This window comes from Bradyrhizobium sp. 2TAF24 (assembly GCF_052115025.1).
Classification (GTDB): domain Bacteria; phylum Pseudomonadota; class Alphaproteobacteria; order Rhizobiales; family Xanthobacteraceae; genus Bradyrhizobium_A.
Genome location: NZ_JBFRFW010000008.1, coordinates 130,775 through 147,528 on the forward strand (window position 1 = coordinate 130,775; position 16,754 = coordinate 147,528).

The window sequence follows — 16,754 nt, forward strand, 5'->3', positions numbered from 1 at the left end:
GGCCGCCCTAGCCCTGCGGCTTCTGCGACGGCATGGAGGCCGCCTTGGCACGGAAAGCCTTGGCCAGCGTTTCCAGGATCTCGCGGTTGGCCACGAACATGTAGGGCCCCTGCTCGGTCTCGAACGCGATGCCGACCACGGTCGGATCCAGGGTGTTGTCCACCAGCTGGTAGCCCTTCAACGGCAGGGCCAGCCTGTCCTTCGGATTGTCCTGCACCTGTTCGCTCCCGCTTGGCTGGATGGATGATGGCGCGGACTTAGACAAGAAAGCCGCCGACGCCAAGCCCCTTGAGGACCGGCAGCGGCTGAAACGGGCCCGGCGGGGCCTATTCAGCCATATCGACCGACGGCTTCGGCGCATCGCCGAGCGGCCGCTCGAACATCAGCGCGATCGCCAGCGCACCGGTACCGAGCATCACGGCTGCGGCAATGAAAACGTAGCGGAACGCGGCGATCATCTCCGGTCGCGAGGTCGCACCGAGATCGGGATGCTCCAGCATCCCGGACGAGGCGCCACCGAGTGCGGCAAGCAGGATCGCGGTGAACAGCGCCACCGTCACCGCGGCCATCAGCGAACGGAAGAAGTTCATCGCGCCGGTCACGGTCCCTACCAGATGACGGGCGACTGCTGCCTGCACCGAAACCACCGCCACGGGGAATGTGGTGCCAAGACCGAGCGCGAGCACCGCCAGCAGCGTCAGCAACGCCCATAACGGCAGCGGCGTGATGATCGCCAGCAGCGCCGCCATCACCGCGCCGACCGAGAGGCCGAGCAGCGACACCCACTTGTAGTGCTTCATGTACATCATCACCCGGCCGGCGGCGGTGGCGCCGGGCACCGACAGCGCGACGATCGGGATCAGTGCCAGCCCCGCCTCGCTCGCGGTCAGGTGATAAACGGACTCGTAGTACATCGGCATGTGCACGGTGAGCCCGACCAGCACCCCGATGGCACACGCCGCCGCGGTGATCGCGTAGGGCACGATCGGCCCTGTCAGGAGCGGCAGCGGCAGGAACGGCTCGTCGGCGCGCCGCGCGTGCCAGACGAACACGCCCGACAGGCTGAGCACGGCGCCCATCAGCGCCAGCAGCGTCGGCGACAGCCATGCATACTTGTTGCCGCCCCAGGTCAGCACCAGCAGGAAGGTGATCGCCGCCGCCATCAGCAGCAGGCCGCCGACAAGGTCGAGCTTGCGCGGCCGATGGTGGATCGGCAGCTTCCTCATCTTCGGCAGCAGGATGCCGGCGGCGAGCAGCACCAGCGGCACGTTGATCCAGAAGATCACCGACCAGTGCAGATGCTCGGCGATGACGCCCCCCAGCACCGGGCCGCCGATGCCGGCGGACACCCACACCATGCTGAAGAACGCCTGATACTGCGCGCGCTGGCGCGGGGTGATGATGTCGGCGAGCACGGTCTGCACCAATGGCAGGATGCCGCCGCCGCCCAGCCCCTGCAGGAAGCGGGCGAGCACGAGAATCAGTAGGTTCGGCGCCAGCGCGCACAGCACCGACCCGACCAGGAACAGCCCGAGCGCCGTCATCATCATGGCGCGGCGGCCGTAGATGTCGCTGAGCGAGCCGAACACGGGGGCAACCGAGGTCGACGACAACAGGTAGGCGGTGATCACCCAGGACAGGTTGGTGACATCGAGGAACTGGCGCCCGATGGTCGGCAGCGCGGTGGCGACGATGGTCTGGTCGAGCGCCGTCAGGAACATCGCCACCATCAGGCTGATGACGATGGTGCGGACCTCGGCGTGAGAGAGCGAATGCAGCGCCGGCGCGGCGGCGCCGACGGACGGCGCGACCGCGAGCCTCGCCTCGCGCGAAGCTGCGCCGGCGGTGGGTGCGGCAATGCCGTCATCGTCCGCGGAAACGCGGTGGGCCCGAGCAAGATTGTCCATGGAACTCCGCGGCACACAGGGGCCGCAAACCACGTGAGAATACGTGCCCGATATCTAGCAAAGCCGTGCCTGGCCCATAAGGCGGTTTGCAGCATGGCCCTACCCGCCAGCCGCATCCCGGACACCGGATTGTGATCCCGTCCTACCTTCTGGGCGGCAGCTTGCGCGGCCGCCTGACGCCGCGGGCCCCCCTCGGCAGCAGGCCGGGCCAGCTCACGATATGGTCCTCGAGGTCGGCGTCGTCGACCTCGTCCTCGCTGGCCGGCACCCGTCCCCGCACCGAGACGCCGGCCTCGTGCACCGTGCCGGGATCGCCGGACACCAGGGGATGCCACCAGTACAGGTCACGCCCTTCGGCCACCAGACGATAGGCGCAGCTCGGCGGCAGCCAATTCAGGGCGCGCACATTCTCGGCCGTCAGGCGAACGCAATCGGGGACCCGGGCGGAGCGATTCGCGTAGTCCTTGCAAGCGCAGGTGTTCGCATCCAGCAGGGTGCAGCCGACATGGGTGAAGTAGATCCTGCCGGTGTCCTCGTCTTCCAGCTTCGACAGGCAGCAGCGCGCGCAGCCGTCGCACAACGACTCCCATTCGGCGTCGGACATCTCTTCCAACGTCTTGGTTTTCCAGAAGAAATTTTCCTGCCCCGAAACCGGGCCGGAGTCGTCCGCCATGGCCGTCGAAAATCCGTGCTGATGCGCTGTCCGCCTGTTCTAGGCAGCCCCGCGGCGAAGGGAAAGCGGCAACTGTCACGGCCTTCCAAAAACCGGGGACGGCGTGAACCGTATCCGCAGAATCTTCAAGTCGAGCATTGGTTTATGCCCGGCGCTCGGCTAGAAGGTGACGGCTTCCCGGCGGCGGGCGGTGCCGCCTTAGGGTTGCCTCATCGCATCCGCATCGTCTCACAGCGCCGTCGCCCGTGAGCGGCGCGAAGCTGATCGAAGGTTCCGGTGCGCGATCGTCAACGGAAGAACTGGAAGACGTGGATCCGGCATTTCCTGCTGGACCTCGACGCGCGCATCGATTCCACCCTGTTCTCCTCCGGCGCGGGCATCCGCGAGCTCTTCGAGCGGTTCTCGACCTTCATGGACCGCTTCTATGTCGGACGCTGGAAGCGCTGGGTGATCGTCGAGCCGCTGTCGGAGATGGCGACCATCGGCCTCGGCGGCCTGATCCTGATGCTGGCCCTCGCCGTGCCCGCCTTCCGCGAGACCGCCGACGAGGACTGGCTGAAGAAGTCCGACCTCGCCGTCACCTTCCTCGACCGCTACGGCAACGTCATCGGCAGCCGCGGCATCAAGCACAACGACTCGATCCCGCTGGAAGAGTTTCCCGACCACCTGATCAAGGCGACACTGGCGACCGAGGACCGCCGCTTCTACGACCATTTCGGCATCGACATCGCCGGCACCGCCCGCGCCCTCGTCACCAACGCCCAGGCCGGCGGCGTGCGCCAGGGCGGCTCCTCGATCACCCAGCAGCTCGCCAAGAATCTGTTCCTGTCGAACGAGCGCACCATCGAGCGCAAGGTCAACGAGGCGTTCCTCGCGATCTGGCTTGAGACCCGCCTGACCAAGAACGAGATCCTCAAGCTCTATCTCGACCGCGCCTATATGGGCGGCGGCACCTTCGGCGTCGATGGCGCGGCGCACTTCTACTTCAACAAGTCGGCGCGCGACGTGAACCTCGCGGAAGCGGCGATGCTCTCCGGCCTGTTCAAGGCGCCGACCAAGTATGCCCCGCACATCAACCTGCCGGCCGCCCGTGCCCGCGCCAACGTCGTGCTCGACAACCTCGTCGAGGCCGGCTTCATGAGCGAGGGCCAGGTGTTCGGCGCCCGGCGCAATCCCGCCACCGCCGTCGACCGCCGCGACGAGAACTCGCCGAACTACTACCTCGACTGGGCGTTCGACGAGATGCGCCGGCTGGTTGCGACCTTCCCGAAATCCTACACCGAGCGCGTGTTCGTGGTGCGCACCGCCATCGACATGAACGTGCAGCGCGCGGCGGAGGGCGCGATCGAGAACCAGTTGCGCCAGTTCGGCCGCGACTATCACGCCACCCAGGCCGCCACCGTGGTCGGCGATCTCGACGGCGGCGTGCGGGCCATGGTCGGTGGCCGCGACTATGGCGCCAGCCAGTTCAACCGCGCCGTCGACGCCATGCGGCAGCCCGGCTCGTCGTTCAAGCCCTACGTCTACACCACCGCACTGTTGAACGGCTTCAAGCCGACATCGACCATCGTCGACGGCCCGGTGTGCATCGGCAACTGGTGCCCGCAGAACTACGGCCGCTCGTACTCCGGCACGGTGACGCTGACCCAGGCGATCACCCGTTCGATCAACGTGGTGCCGGTGAAGCTGTCGATCGCGCTCGGCGGCAAGGACGGCCCGAAGGCCGGCCGCGCCAAGATCGTCGAGACCGCGCGCAAGTTCGGCATCAAGGCGCCGCTGCCCGACACGCCGTCGCTGCCGATCGGCTCGGACGAGGTCAGCGTGGTCGAGCACGCGATCGCCTACGCGACCTTCCCCAACAAGGGCAAGGCGGTGGCGCCGCATGCGGTGCTCGAGGTCCGCACCGGCGCCGGCGACCTGGTGTGGCGCTGGGATCGCGACGGCAAGAAGCCGTCGCAGGCGATTCCCGCCTCGGTCGCCGCCGACATGGCCGGCATGATGAGCCACGTGGTCGAGGAAGGCACGGCGCGGCGCGCCCAGCTCGACGGCATTCCCGCCGCCGGCAAGACCGGCACCACCAACAATTTCCGTGACGCCTGGTTCGTCGGCTACACCGGCAACTTCACCTGCGCGGTGTGGTACGGCAACGACGACTATTCGCCGACCAACCGCATGACTGGCGGCTCGCTGCCGGCGCAGACCTGGCACGACATCATGGTGGTGGCGCACCAGGGCGTCGAGATCCGTGATCTGACCGGCGTCGGCGCAGGCAAGAAGCTGCCGCCGGACGCGGCGAGCGCCTCCGCGAAGGCGCCCGAGGTCATGCCGGGGCCACCGCCGGTGCTGACCCGGCGCGGCGCCGACATCCTGGTGCGGGTCGAGAAGATGATGGACGATGCGGCGAAAACCGCCGCCCGGACATCGGAGAACGATCAGGCCAAACCGGCTGCCCCGCCCAGGCCATCGACGTCGAGCGCGCTGCCGTTCCCCGACAGCTTCGCCTCCGCAGCGCCGCCGACGCCACAGATCGGTGGCGGCGCGCCGCCTGCGGCGCGCAAGAACTGACCCGCCGATGACAACGGTGTGACGTGCGGCTGATCCTGTCCTCCCTGCTGGCCTTGATGCTCGCGACCGCGGTTGGCCTCGGCGCGACCTGGGTGACCGCGACGCGCGGCGTCAATGTCGGCACCCTGACCATCGGCGCATGGACCGCGAGACCGCGCACCGGCTCGAGCGATATCGACCCCTATGCTCGCGCCAGCATCGCGCGCAGCGGTGAGCTGCCGGTCGGCACCGGTGACGGCATCGCCTTCACCGCCCGCGCCGACGATGGCAAACGACCGCTCGACGGCCGCTGCGACGTGGTGGTCAGCGGCGTCACCCCGGCCGCCCGGTTCTGGACGCTGACGCTGTACGATCCCAAGGGCCAGCTCGTCGCCAACGGGATGAATCGCTACGGCTTCACCAGCCAGGAGATCGTGCGCGGCTCGGACGGTGCATTCGAAATCCGCATCACCTCCCGCGCCCGCGCCGGCAACTGGCTGCCGACCGGCGGCATCGACCGCTACGTGCTGATGCTGCGGCTGTACGACACCCCTGTGGGGGTCGCCACCCGCACCCAGCGCGACGCCCCGATGCCAGCGATCACCACCGTGGGGTGCCCATGATCCGCCTGCTGTTCACGCTGGTGGCCGGCCTGCTGCTTGGCGCTCTCGTGCATCTCGTCAGCGTGCTGGCTCTGCCGCGCATCGCCAGCCTCGATGCCTATTCGCGCCTCACTCCGATCACAGCGGTGAACAGCGTCACCCAGCTCCCCGCCGCCGAGCCGGGCAGCACCTTGATGCCCTACATGGATCCGGCGTTCGCCGTCGCGGCTTGCCGCTACGACCTGTCGAAGGGGTCGATCAAGCTCACCGTGCCGGTGAGCCAGGCCTACACCTCGGTGTCGTTCTACACCCGCAGCGACGTCGCCTATTACGCCATCAACGACCGCTCCGCCGGCCGCAAGGTGATCGAGCTCGACCTCATGACCGAGGCGCAGCATGCCGAAGTGCCGGAGGACGAGGAAGTCACCGCCGCCGACCGGCTGATCATCGATTCCCCGACCACCACCGGCCTGATCGTGCTGAAGGCCCTCGCACCCGAACCCGGCCTGATGACCCAGGCCCAGGCATCCCTCGCCGCCGCGACCTGCAAGCTGCAGACCACGCCCGTCGCCGCGCGCTGACCACGCCGCAATCAGGGCCGTCCACAGAGGCAGCGCTCATAATCCTCGGGATCATGGCTGTTGAAAATCACCACCTCGGCGTGATGTGACGCGTTGAGCTGGCGCAGCCGCTCCTGGTTGGCCACCCGCGCCGCACGATCGATGTCGGCCTTGCGCTGAAAAAATCCCAGCACCAGCGGCGTCGACAGCGGCGGATTTTGGATCTGGCCATGGAAGAAGTAGCTGTCGCCGGCGTGCAGCAGCCATTTGTCCTTGGCGCGCACCGCGATGCCGCAGTGACCCGGCGTATGCCCCGGCAGCGGAATCATCAGGATGTCCGGCTCGCGGTCGCCGAGCGCCCGGACGCCCTTGAAGCCGAACCAGTCCTCGCCGCCCTCGCCATAGAACAGCCAGTCCGGACCGTGCTGCCACTGGCCGGCGATGTATCGCCCCTTCGGCGCACCACGCTGCCGCACCGCCATCTCGTGCTCGGCGCGGTGGACATGCACTTTGGCGTGGGGAAAATCCGGCACCCCACCGGCGTGATCGCGATCGAGATGGGTCAACAGCAGGTGGCGGACATCCCGCGGCGCATACCCCAGCGCCTGCACCTGCCGCACCGCGGTTTCCGCCGGATCGAGCCGCGGCCGCGTCTGCCGTACCCAGCGCCGGCCGAGCCGATCGGCATCCGCGATGTCGTCGAGGCCGATGCCGGTATCGACCAGCGCGAGGCCGTCGGCGGTCTCGATCAGCAGGCAGTGGCACACCATTCGCGCGCGCTGGAAGATGCTGCCGGTGCCGTTGATCAGCCGCTGGCCGATAGGGCACATGGTGCCGGTATTGAGATGATGGATGCGCATGCCCTACCCTTTCCTGAACAGGCCGGCCCTGGCTTGCCATCCGCGGAACCATAGGTAAATTATTGTTATTCGATATCTGTCATAGGTATGGGCTATGGATATCCGCGAGTTACGCTATTTCGCGGCGGTCTTCCTCGAACGCAATCTCACCGCGGCAGCGCGGCGCTGCTTCGTGTCGCAGCCGTCGATCTCCACCGCGGTCGCCAGCCTCGAGGCGGAGCTCGGCACCACTCTCTTCATCCGTCACAAAAAGGGCGTCTCGCCGACCGCGGCGGCCGAGCAATTCTACGCCGTCGCACGGCGCATCATCGACGACACCGATGCCGCACGGCGGCTGTTCCAGGCGCCGGTGCCGCGGCCGACGCTGACACTCGGCCTGATGCGCACGCTCGACATCCCGCGCGTCGTCGCCCTGATCAAGCCGATCACCGCGGACGGCCGCATCCATCTGCGCCTCGTCGGCGCGGGTGACCGTGCGGATGCCCGCATCGTCACGCGCACCATGGTGAAGCCGCGCGAACACTTCCTGGCGCTGTGGTCGGAGCGCTATGTCGCCGCGCTGCCGCCGTCACATCCGCTGGCTCTGAAGGAGCGGTTGCGCACCACCGATCTCGCCGGCGTGCCGCTGATCGACCGTTGTCATTGCGAGCAGAGCGCATTCTTCCGCCGTCGCGGACGCCGGCAGCCGGCTGCCGCGATCGCGGAGTCCGAGGATTGGGCCATGGCGCTGGTCGCCGCGGGCATTGGCGTCGCCATCGTGCCCGAAGGTGTCGCGCGGGCCCAGCCGAACGTGGCGGTCCGTGACATCGCCGATGTCGACGTCACACGACAGGTTGGCCTCGCCTATGGCGCGGCGCGCGCGCCCACCGCCGCGCTGCAGACCCTGATCGGCCTGATCGCGCCGGCACGCAGGACGACACGGCGGCGCGCGGCCGCCTGACGTCACCAGCCGTCGCCGCCACCGCCGCCTCCGCCACCGCCCGACGAGCCACCGCCGTCGGAGCCGCCGCTGCTCGATGGATCGCTGCCGCTCGATCCCGGCGGCGTCGATGCGGATGAAATGGTCTGGGACAGATTATGGCCGAGATAGCTGGCGAAGCTGGCCGGATCGTGCGCGTGGTCGCTGCGCCCCTCGTACCAGTCGCGGGTAGTGGCGGCGAGCGCGGCGGCGGCCAGCACGCCGGCAAAACGCTTCGCCCAGGCGTTCTCGACGTCGAGTGCGACCGCATACGGCAGGAAGCGCTCGAACAGCTCCGGTGTCTTGCCCGGCGGATTGAGCGCGTTGAGGCGATCCTCCTCAGCGACGCCGAGATACTGGCGAAAACCTTCGATCTGATCGGTGATCGCCTGCCCTTCGGCGGTGTGCGCCTTCATCCAGCTGAACGCCGACGACGACAGCGGCACCAGCACCAGCGGCAGCGCCGCCGGCAACGCCTGCGTCCAGCCATGCACATTTTCAGTGATGAGCTGATAGCCGCCGCTGCCGACCAGGAACGAGAACACGCACCCGAAGATGAGCAGTGCGAACGCACCGATGCTGCGCGGCAGACCGGCAACCATCAGCAGCGTCAGCACGATCAGGGCCGGCACGAACGACAGCATGCCGACCAATGTCGCCGCGCCCTGGTCGATACCCCAGCCGATGAACACCGAGACCAGCACCGCCGCGATCACCGCCAGCGACGCCAGCAGGCCGCGGATCGACCAGCCGCGGTTGTCATGGAACATGCGCCCTTCGAACTGCGCCGTCAGTGCGCTCTTCAAGGCATCCCGCGCCGTCTGCAGGATGACGCAACTCGACTGATCGAGATCGACCGGAGAGGTCCGGTTGCCGAACATCGACGTCACGATCGCTTGCTCATCGGGAGACAGAGGTTTGCCCCCCGCGCGCGGCACAATTTGCAGATCCTTGTTCCTCTCCGCCAGCTTGATGTGGCCCTGCACGCCAAGATCGATCAGCGCCGCGGTGAAGGCCTTGTCGTCCATTGCCATGCGCGCGACATAGCGCACGGCCGCTGGCGACAAGCCTCTGGGCGGTCCGAACAGCGGCACGATGGTGCCGTGCCGCGGACCGCGCCCGACCTGTCGCCAGGCCGAGAGATAGTAGCCGGCGATCAGCAGAAAACCGAGCACGGTGGCGCCGAGCGGCAGGTTGTCGAGCAGCCAGTTCGTGGCTTTCGACGCCGTGCCCGGCGGAGTGACGATGCCCTTCTGCCAGCCGGCCGCGACCGTCAGGCCATTGCGCGGCGGCAGCGGCTGCGTGGTGCGAAACACGATCAGCCCCGGCTGCTGCTCGAGCACGAACGCATCCTTGCCGGTGGCGCCCTGCGGCCCGGTGTAGAACGCCGACTGCCGGATCGGCACCGCTTCAGGGAGGTGGATACGCGCTTCCGCCGCATCGATCGTAAAGCTCCAGCCGTTGCCGGTCGCATTCCAGTACAGTTCGTCGAAATCGCCGAAGAAGCCGACCTGCCGGGTGGTGCGATAGGTGATGACATAGGTGTGGCTGCCGTTCGCCAGCAGCGTGTCGGCACGGCCGATCCGCACCCGCATGCCGTTGCCGAACCGCTCGCTGCTATAGGGCTCCACCGCACCGTCCCGCGTCACCGCGCGGACGTCGAACCCGACCTCCACCCTGGTGCCGTCGCGGTTGGCATAGCTGGTCGGGAAGTCGCGCAGGATGCCGCGCTTGATCGACTGTCCCTCGGCCTCGACCGTGATGGTCTCGGTAACGTCGAGGTCGCCATTGCGCTGCACCGTGACATCGCTGACGAAACGGGTGATCCGCTCGCCGGCGGCCGCCGGCACGAGCGCCGCCGTCAGCCAGAGCGCAACGGCGATGACCGCCGACCTGCAGAGATGCGTCATCGTTCAGGCTCCCGACAAACTGACTTGCGGCACCGCCGCGGAGGCCGCATCAATCTCGAAGAAGTGCTCCTCGTGCCAGCCCAGCAGCCGTGCGATCACGACATCGGGAAACGACTGAACCGCGATGTTGAAGTCACGGACGGTGCCATTGAAATAGCGGCGGGCCATTTGCAGCTGGTCCTCGATCTCGGCCAGTTGCTCCTGCAGCGCCCGGAAGGTCTGGTCGGCCTTGAGCTGCGGATAACCTTCGGCGACCGCCAGCAGCCGGCCGAGCGATCCCTGCAGGGCGTGCTCGGCGGCAGCCTTCTGCACCGTGCCATCGGCGGCGAAACTCGACGCCCGCCTGGCGGTGATATCCTCGAACACGCCGCGTTCGTGAGCGGCGTAAGCCTTCACCACCTCGACGAGGTTGGGAATGAGGTCGCTGCGCCGGCGCAGTTGCACATCGATGCCGCTCCAGCCCTCGCGCATCAGATTGCGCTGGCGCACCAGGCGGTTGAAGATGACGACGGCGACGCCGGCAAGCGCCACCAGCGCAGCCAGCACGATCCACTCGGTTCGCATCGGAAAACTCTCGCCAGTGATCGTCCGTCGAAACCGCGCGGCGGCGGTCCGGCAGAACGGGTGTGCGAGCGTTAGTTGTCGCGGGCGGCTGCGAGGTTCAGCAGGATTTCGCTCTGCCGCTCAGCCCTTGACGGTGAGCACCTGGCCGATGACAGGGGTTGCGCCAAGGCCGGCGGCTGAGCGGGCCGCAAGCTCCGTGATCAGGCGATCGGCTTCCGCTGCCAGGCCGTCCGGCGCATGGATCACGAGGCGCTCCAGCGCCCAGCGGTAGGAGGCGACGCGCTGCTGAATACAGATCCCGACCCATTGCACGACCAGCGCATTCTCCTTCATCCGCGCCAGCGCGTCGGCGCGCTCGCGCGCCTCGAGGTCGGTGATGTAACGCAGGCTGGCGCCGCGCTTCTGGTCGAAGTCGGCGACACGCCCCGCAGTGGTGAAGAAGGGATCGAGCCGGGTCAGGTCGTTACGCACGTCGTTGATCAGCTGGCCATAGCGCGACGCGTGTGAGCGGTGCGGCTCGTCGATCAGCTGGCGGCCATAAAAGGTGGGATCGAAATGCACCTTGCGGCGCCAGGGCGCCGGAATCGGCTCATAGTCGCCGAACACGCCCTTCCAGTACGGGCGCGAGTGCGGCGGCTCGATGAAGGCATAGGCCTGATCGCGCAGCGTGCGCTCATAGTCGGTGAGCTGGAAGTCCGACGGCCGCCGCCCGATGCTGCCGGTGGCTTCCGCACCGACCCAGCGATGCATGTCATCATTGAGAGCGGAATCGCGGGTGCGCCCGAAATCACCGGTCGCGCAGCCACCCAGCATCATTGCCAGCACGACAACCGGCGCCAGCGGCGCACGCCTCACAGCGCGCGGGGGGCAGGGCCGAAGCCGCACAAAGCTCCTGGTTCGACAGGCACGCATGGCAGGAAATATCAGGACCGTGCGCGCCTGCGGCGGCGGCGGCCGGCGGTTGCCCCGTCGGCAGGATCACTACCACCGGAGGTCTCGTCGGCGTGTCGCTCGATCCGAACGACAGGAAGGATCAGCACCGTTCCCGTGCCTTCACGCGGCGCCTCATCCAACCAGGACCCCAGGCGACGCATGACCGCGTCTGCAGGGAAATCGATGATGGTGCCCATAGTCTGGTCTCCCCGCCCGCCGTCCTCACTCGCGCGACCCGAAGCGTGCAATGATTAAGAGCGGCTTATAGTTAATGACCTGTTAACATCCTGAATGATGTCAACAGGGTGCGGCAGGTGTGGCGCCGGGAGCGCAGTCGTGCCCGCCGAGCCGTGACGCGCCGGACAGAAGCGTGGCGATGACGGATTGAACCTCGGCATCCGTCTCGCCGTCTCATGGTGCATGGAACACGAACCACGGACGCGATCCGTCGCGATCCACGCGATGTGTGATGTGCGATCGAACGGAGACCTGTCATGGCGATCCTCGGCCTGTCCCAGTTCAAGTACACCACGGACTGGACCTACGAGACCTCCGAAGACACATCGGTCGGCCTGATCGGCACCTACTCCACCGGAACCGTGGTCCTCAGCAACAATGCCACAGGCGACGAGATGCGGATCAGCTACAAGGCGCTGTCCTGCTCGCTGAGCAAAGGCCTGCCCTTCGGCATCACGAAATCGCACTTCACCGATCCGAGCGGCGGCGTCGGGCCGGTCTGCAGCAACCGCTATTTCGATTCGATGTGCTTCCCCTGCCGCGGCTATATCCTGTCCGCGGGCGCCACCTTCGGCGAATCCGGTGAGGTTCTCGCCAAGATCTTCGACATGCCGCCGCCCAAACCCGGGCCGAACGGCGGCGGCGCAAGCATCTTCTATTTCGGCGCCTGGCCGTTCGCGGGCTTCCGCTGCTGGGGCCAGTTCACCGCGACCACTCCGGGCGGTGGCCTGAGCGCGGCGCTGGCGGGCTTCGGCATTGCCGATTGAGCCCCCTTTCCATTCGACCGCATTTGAACGAAATCGGTCAGGATCCCTTAGGGTTAAGTGCCTGTTAAAATGACGTCGCTAGTGTTGGCGGCCGGGAGGCCCTCTCGAGCGAATCGGGGATTCGGGAGACGGCTGCATATGAGCGATGACCACGTTTCCACCGATTCCAGGCCTTGACGGGCTGATCACACTCTCCCGCCGCGAAGGCGTCGACATCCGTCCGACGCTGCTGCGGGTGCTCACCGATCTCTATGTCCAGACCCCGTCGCACACGCCCGACGAGGAGCAACATTTCGTTGCGCTCACCTCCCGCCTGATCGACGAGGTCGACGATGCCACCCGTGCCGCCGTGCACGCCCGGCTGTCGATCTACCCGCGCACACCACGGGCGATCATGGACAAGCTCACCGCTCCCCCGCCAGCCGCACCGGCATGGACGATCCCGCAGGCACGCCGCGATGAGACCGGCGACCTCCAGGAGGCGCCAGCACTGGCGATGCAGCCTTCTGAGGCGTCCGAGCTGAACGAGATGTTCTTCAGGGCCGGCGCCGCCGAGCGCCTGCAGATCCTGCGCAGCCTCGAGGAAGCACCGCTGAAAGCCGCGCCGCGGATCGACGCGCGGCGCGCGGCGCGTGCGGTGACGGCGCTCGATCAGATGGCGCGGGAAGCGGACCTCATCGGCGTTACCGCAGAACTCACCGAAGTGCTGGTTCTGCCGAGCCGGCTCGCCCAGCGCATCGTCGAGGACCAGGGCGGCGAGCCGCTCGCCTGCGCGCTGAAGGCCATCGACATGCCCAGCGAGGCGTTTCAGCGCGTGCTGCTGTTTCTCGATCCTGAACTCGGCGCTTCGGTGACGCGGGTCTACACGCTGGCACGGCTGTACGACAAACTGAGCGAGCGCATGGCCCTGGTGATGCTGGCTGCCTGGCGTGGCACCTCGCTGGCGGGCCGCGCCAAACACCGCCCGATGCTCTATGATGACGAGCGTCAGCGCGCTCGCGCCACAGCCCAGCCGCGCGCCACCGTGCAGCCTGCGTCCACGCCGCTGCCGTCGCGGCAGCCGACGCGCGGCTGATATCCGCTATTTCGCGGCAAGCTCGAGGAAGTGCCGCCCTTCGCGGTCCTCGATCTCGACGATCCAGACGTCGGGATCGAACCGGATCTCCTTGGCGAGACGCTCCTCCACCGTGGCCTCCGGAACCGGCGCGGCCGAAAGCGGGGTGAAGACGCGCTCCACCGGGCGGCTGTTGTCATAGGCGGTCTGCGGCGCGGGGGTGAACAGCATGGCACTGCCGTCGAGCAGCGCCACCTTGACGAACACGGCCCCCGCCTCTTCGGCGCCGCGCCGGCGCACCGCGCCGAACACGCCATTGACCTGGCAGCGGCGCAGATACGCGGCCACCCAGATATTGGATTTCAGTCTCATGCCGCGACGATAAAGGAGCCCACCGATCGGACAAAGCCGTTTCTGCGACGCGACGGGCGCATGCCGTACATGCGCCGACGCCACGGTGGTGGACGGCTAGTCGATGGCGCGGCCGGTGACCGTGCCGAGCTCGCGCACCAGACGATCCGAGATCTGCCCCGTGACCGGGAGCCGACGCTCGCGCTCGAACTTCTGGATCGCCGTCTGGGTGTCGGTGCCGACGATGCCGGTCGGCTTGAGCTGGCCATAGCCGAAATCGGTCAGGGCGCGCTGCACGGCGGCGACACGGCGGGTCGAGACGATCAGGTCGCCGACCGGATCGCTGCGGGTGGCTGCGGGAATCGCAGCTGGCGGCCGCGCCACATTGGCGGCCGCAACCGGATGCGCAGCCGTCTTGATCGGCGCGGTGGTCGGCGCGGCCTCGGCCTCGACCGGCCGCGGCCGAGGCATCGGGCTCGCCGCCGGGACAGACGCGGTCTGCGCAACCGGCGCAGGGATGGACTGGGCTGCTGGCGCCGCCATTGCTGTCGGCGCGGCGGCCGGCGCATTCGCCGGCAATGCAAACGCGGTGTGGAACATCGGCGCAGGATGGCGGCCCGGCTGCAGGAACATGGCGTTGACGACAATTGCGCCGATCGCGACCGCCGCCACGCCGCCCGCCACCGTGTCCTTGGGGCTATGCAGCAGGACGCGCATCAGCAGATTGCGCTCGACCTCGACCTCCTCCACCACAGCCGGCTTGGCGCGGCCACGGCGGCGCGGCTGGATGTCGTCGTCGTCGATCACGAGGGCTTTAGGCACTTTTCTTCACCTGAATGTCTTGGCGTTCGGAACGTTGGGCCGGCGCGAGCGCCGTCACGTTGGAAGGTCTCGGCGTGGCCGCGGTGGCCTGGAGCGGCAGCAGGATGGTGACGGTCGTCCCCTCGCCCAGCCGGCTCGCAACCGTCATGTTGCCACCGTGCAGCTCCGCAAGGCTCTTGACGATCGACAGTCCAAGACCCGTGCCTTCGTGACGCCGCTGATAGGTCGTGCCGGCCTGGAAGAACGGCGCGCCGATCCGCTTGAGGTCGTCGCTGCTGATGCCGACGCCGGTGTCGGCCACCGACAGCACGAGGCGGGCGCCCTCGACCCAGGACGACACCGTCACGGCACCGCCGCGCTCGGTGAACTTGATGGCGTTCGACACCAGATTGAGCATGATCTGCTTGAACGCCCGCACGTCGCCGACGACCTCGGGCAGGTCGTCCGGCACCCGCGTGCGCAGTTCGAGCCCGCTCTCCCGGGCCTTCAGCGCCATCAGGTTGCAGCAGCTCACGATCGCCTCGCGCGGCATGAACGGATGCAGCGCGATCTCGAAATTGCCGGCCTCCATCTTCGAGATGTCGAGGATGCCGTTGACCACCGACAGCAGGTGCTGGCCTGACTCGTTGATCAGCGCAGCATATTCCTTGCGGCGCTCAGGCGTGATCATCAGGTCGTCCTCACGGACGATCATCTCGGAGAAGCCGATGATGGCGTTGAGCGGCGTACGCAACTCGTGGCTCATGGTGGCGAGGAAGCGGCTCTTTGCCGCATCGGCCCGCTCGGCCTCGACACGTGCCGCCTGCAGGGCCTCTTCCTGCAGCTTGCGCTCGGTGACGTCGCGCATCACGGCGACCACCTCGCCCTCCGCGTCGTCGGGCGCCACTTGCGAGCGCTCCATCGGACGGCAGCGCATTTCCACCCAAATCCAGCTTGCGCCGCCGGTGTCGCCGCGCGGCGCTTCGCGGCGCAGCCGGAACTCGACGCTGCGCGCTTCGCCGCCGCGCGCGGCATCCGACAGCGCCTTCAGATAGGCCGGGCGGTCGGCGACGTGAACGCGATCGAACAGCCCGTGCCCGTAGAGGCCGGCCAGTGGCCCGCCCAGCATCGCCTCGGCGGCCGGCGAGATGAACTGCACCGCGCCATTGCGGCGATGGCGGGAAATGACGTCGCTCATGTTGAGGGCAAGCAGGCGGAAGCGCTCCTCCTCCACCATCAACAGCTTGCTGCTGGTGCGCGCCAGCGATTCGGCGCCGAAAGCCAGCACCGCGGCGAACAGCGTCGCAGCCGCGATGCCGGCGGCCTCGAACGCCATGCCGGTGTGCGGCTGGACCTGCGAGGGCGGCAGCATGCCGGCGACTTCGACCAGCACCAGAACAGCCACGCAGGCGAGCGCGAGGCTGACAGCAAACCCGACCACGCGGCGTGACGCCGACAACGCCGCCTCGAGCGGCACCACGACCAGCCATGCCGCCGCGAACGACGAAATGCCGCCCGTCACCAGCGACACCGCCACCACCATGGTGGCGAGCGCGATCGACGACAGCACATGAGCGCTCTCGTAGCGGCCGGTGCGTGACAGAAAATAGGCGACGAGAATCGGAGCGATCAGCCAGGCATAGACCGCGACCTCGATCTCGGCCGGCGCGCCGCGTACGGCGAGGTAGATCGGCAGCGACGCAAGCGCCGCAAGGCTGCCCAGCAGGCGCGGCGCGATGAACGCGCGGTGCCGCGCGCTGGTCATCGCATCAAAGCGCGCCGACGGATGCAGCAGAGCGTCCAGATGCTCGCGAATTTTGTTCAGAACCGTCACGTTGTTCTCGCGCTTCGGCGTGGTCGTCACATGACGCGCCGGACCGCCCCCGTTATCGTTGCGCGATCGTGTCAGAGCGAGCTTAAGCGAACGCTAAAGCAGCGCTGCGCGGGTAGCAGGGCCGCGCCGCAAACGGACGTTGGCGGCGGAAAGCGGCGTCATTCGGCGCGAATGGTGAACGCAAGGTTTCCGCCCGTGG

Annotated in this window: 17 protein-coding genes; 6 read left to right on the top strand and 11 right to left on the bottom strand. The window is 67.7% G+C overall.

Annotation, left to right across the window (positions count from 1 at the left end):
- Positions 1–7 precede the first annotated feature (7 nt).
- The 3 genes from AB4Z37_RS14580 to AB4Z37_RS14590 form a co-directional block, all read right to left on the bottom strand.
- On the bottom strand, positions 8–217 hold the full coding sequence (locus tag AB4Z37_RS14580) for a hypothetical protein (RefSeq protein ID WP_441517447.1): 210 nt from the start codon (positions 215–217) through the stop codon (positions 8–10).
- Positions 218–326: 109 nt separating this feature from the next.
- Entirely contained in the window at positions 327–1,907 is a 1,581-nt protein-coding gene (locus AB4Z37_RS14585; RefSeq protein ID WP_441517448.1) for an MFS transporter, read from the bottom strand.
- Positions 1,908–2,049: 142 nt separating this feature from the next.
- On the bottom strand, positions 2,050–2,580 hold the full coding sequence (locus tag AB4Z37_RS14590; protein ID WP_441517449.1) for a YcgN family cysteine cluster protein: 531 nt from the start codon (positions 2,578–2,580) through the stop codon (positions 2,050–2,052).
- A gap of 276 nt (positions 2,581–2,856) precedes the next feature.
- Here AB4Z37_RS14590 and AB4Z37_RS14595 point away from each other — a divergent pair, with 276 nt between their 5' ends.
- Genes AB4Z37_RS14595 through AB4Z37_RS14605 form a run of 3 tightly spaced genes read left to right on the top strand, consistent with a single transcriptional unit; the run spans position 2,857 to position 6,307 of the window.
- The gene (locus AB4Z37_RS14595) at positions 2,857–5,145 is read left to right on the top strand and encodes a PBP1A family penicillin-binding protein (protein ID WP_441517450.1); all 2,289 of its coding nucleotides are present in this window, start codon (positions 2,857–2,859) and stop codon (positions 5,143–5,145) included.
- A 23-nt stretch (positions 5,146–5,168) separates the two neighbouring features.
- On the top strand, positions 5,169–5,747 hold the full coding sequence (locus tag AB4Z37_RS14600) for a DUF1214 domain-containing protein (protein ID WP_441517451.1): 579 nt from the start codon (positions 5,169–5,171) through the stop codon (positions 5,745–5,747).
- Entirely contained in the window at positions 5,744–6,307 is a 564-nt protein-coding gene (locus tag AB4Z37_RS14605) for a DUF1254 domain-containing protein (RefSeq protein WP_441517452.1), read from the top strand. The genes AB4Z37_RS14600 and AB4Z37_RS14605 overlap by 4 nt, the downstream gene beginning before the upstream one ends.
- A gap of 11 nt (positions 6,308–6,318) precedes the next feature.
- Here the strand turns inward: AB4Z37_RS14605 and AB4Z37_RS14610 are convergent, their stop codons facing one another.
- Positions 6,319–7,146 (bottom strand): MBL fold metallo-hydrolase, encoded by an 828-nt coding sequence (locus AB4Z37_RS14610; RefSeq protein ID WP_441517453.1) that lies wholly within the window; start codon positions 7,144–7,146, stop codon positions 6,319–6,321.
- Between the two features lie 94 nt (positions 7,147–7,240).
- Between AB4Z37_RS14610 and AB4Z37_RS14615 the strand changes: the two genes are divergently transcribed.
- Positions 7,241–8,086 carry a LysR family transcriptional regulator gene (locus AB4Z37_RS14615; RefSeq protein WP_441517454.1) on the top strand — a complete coding sequence of 282 codons (846 nt, stop codon included), beginning with the start codon at positions 7,241–7,243 and terminating at the stop codon, positions 8,084–8,086.
- A 2-nt stretch (positions 8,087–8,088) separates the two neighbouring features.
- Here AB4Z37_RS14615 and AB4Z37_RS14620 read toward each other — a convergent pair whose 3' ends face one another.
- The 4 genes from AB4Z37_RS14620 to AB4Z37_RS14635 form a co-directional block, all read right to left on the bottom strand.
- Positions 8,089–10,014, bottom strand: a complete 1,926-nt coding sequence (locus tag AB4Z37_RS14620) for a DUF2207 domain-containing protein (RefSeq protein ID WP_441517455.1) — start codon at positions 10,012–10,014, stop codon at positions 8,089–8,091.
- Between the two features lie 3 nt (positions 10,015–10,017).
- Complete coding sequence (locus AB4Z37_RS14625; protein ID WP_441517456.1) at positions 10,018–10,578, bottom strand: LemA family protein; 561 nt, start codon at positions 10,576–10,578, stop codon at positions 10,018–10,020.
- A gap of 120 nt (positions 10,579–10,698) precedes the next feature.
- Complete coding sequence (locus AB4Z37_RS14630) at positions 10,699–11,391, bottom strand: hypothetical protein (protein WP_441517583.1); 693 nt, start codon at positions 11,389–11,391, stop codon at positions 10,699–10,701.
- Positions 11,392–11,501: 110 nt separating this feature from the next.
- Complete coding sequence (locus tag AB4Z37_RS14635) at positions 11,502–11,708, bottom strand: hypothetical protein (protein WP_441517457.1); 207 nt, start codon at positions 11,706–11,708, stop codon at positions 11,502–11,504.
- Between the two features lie 297 nt (positions 11,709–12,005).
- On the opposite strand from AB4Z37_RS14635, the gene AB4Z37_RS14640 reads away from it, so the two are divergent.
- Both AB4Z37_RS14640 and AB4Z37_RS14645 read left to right on the top strand, forming a co-directional pair.
- On the top strand, positions 12,006–12,515 hold the full coding sequence (locus AB4Z37_RS14640) for a hypothetical protein (protein WP_441517458.1): 510 nt from the start codon (positions 12,006–12,008) through the stop codon (positions 12,513–12,515).
- 145 nt (positions 12,516–12,660) lie between these two features.
- Positions 12,661–13,590 carry a DUF2336 domain-containing protein gene (locus AB4Z37_RS14645; protein ID WP_441517459.1) on the top strand — a complete coding sequence of 310 codons (930 nt, stop codon included), beginning with the start codon at positions 12,661–12,663 and terminating at the stop codon, positions 13,588–13,590.
- A gap of 6 nt (positions 13,591–13,596) precedes the next feature.
- Here AB4Z37_RS14645 and AB4Z37_RS14650 read toward each other — a convergent pair whose 3' ends face one another.
- The 3 genes from AB4Z37_RS14650 to AB4Z37_RS14660 form a co-directional block, all read right to left on the bottom strand.
- On the bottom strand, positions 13,597–13,941 hold the full coding sequence (locus tag AB4Z37_RS14650) for a DUF1491 family protein (protein WP_441517460.1): 345 nt from the start codon (positions 13,939–13,941) through the stop codon (positions 13,597–13,599).
- Between the two features lie 96 nt (positions 13,942–14,037).
- Entirely contained in the window at positions 14,038–14,742 is a 705-nt protein-coding gene (locus AB4Z37_RS14655) for a peptidoglycan-binding domain-containing protein (protein WP_441517461.1), read from the bottom strand.
- Entirely contained in the window at positions 14,735–16,555 is a 1,821-nt protein-coding gene (locus tag AB4Z37_RS14660) for a PAS domain-containing sensor histidine kinase (RefSeq protein WP_441517462.1), read from the bottom strand. Before AB4Z37_RS14660 ends, AB4Z37_RS14655 begins: the two co-directional genes overlap by 8 nt.
- Positions 16,556–16,754: the final 199 nt, after the last annotated feature.

Bases quoted from the DNA above. Each gene is read 5' to 3' on its own strand.
- AB4Z37_RS14585 (WP_441517448.1), bottom strand. From the start codon at position 1,907: ATGGACAATCTTGCTCGGGCCCACCGCGTTTCCGCGGACGATGACGGC.
- AB4Z37_RS14615 (WP_441517454.1), top strand. From the start codon at position 7,241: ATGGATATCCGCGAGTTACGCTATTTCGCGGCGGTCTTCCTCGAACGC.
- AB4Z37_RS14630 (WP_441517583.1), bottom strand. From the start codon at position 11,391: ATGCTGGGTGGCTGCGCGACCGGTGATTTCGGGCGCACCCGCGATTCC.
- AB4Z37_RS14645 (WP_441517459.1), top strand. From the start codon at position 12,661: ATGACCACGTTTCCACCGATTCCAGGCCTTGACGGGCTGATCACACTC.
- AB4Z37_RS14650 (WP_441517460.1), bottom strand. From the start codon at position 13,941: ATGAGACTGAAATCCAATATCTGGGTGGCCGCGTATCTGCGCCGCTGC.
- AB4Z37_RS14590 (WP_441517449.1), bottom strand. From the start codon at position 2,580: ATGGCGGACGACTCCGGCCCGGTTTCGGGGCAGGAAAATTTCTTCTGG.
- AB4Z37_RS14610 (WP_441517453.1), bottom strand. From the start codon at position 7,146: ATGCGCATCCATCATCTCAATACCGGCACCATGTGCCCTATCGGCCAG.
- AB4Z37_RS14625 (WP_441517456.1), bottom strand. From the start codon at position 10,578: ATGCGAACCGAGTGGATCGTGCTGGCTGCGCTGGTGGCGCTTGCCGGC.
- AB4Z37_RS14620 (WP_441517455.1), bottom strand. From the start codon at position 10,014: ATGACGCATCTCTGCAGGTCGGCGGTCATCGCCGTTGCGCTCTGGCTG.
- AB4Z37_RS14635 (WP_441517457.1), bottom strand. From the start codon at position 11,708: ATGGGCACCATCATCGATTTCCCTGCAGACGCGGTCATGCGTCGCCTG.
- AB4Z37_RS14605 (WP_441517452.1), top strand. From the start codon at position 5,744: ATGATCCGCCTGCTGTTCACGCTGGTGGCCGGCCTGCTGCTTGGCGCT.
- AB4Z37_RS14640 (WP_441517458.1), top strand. From the start codon at position 12,006: ATGGCGATCCTCGGCCTGTCCCAGTTCAAGTACACCACGGACTGGACC.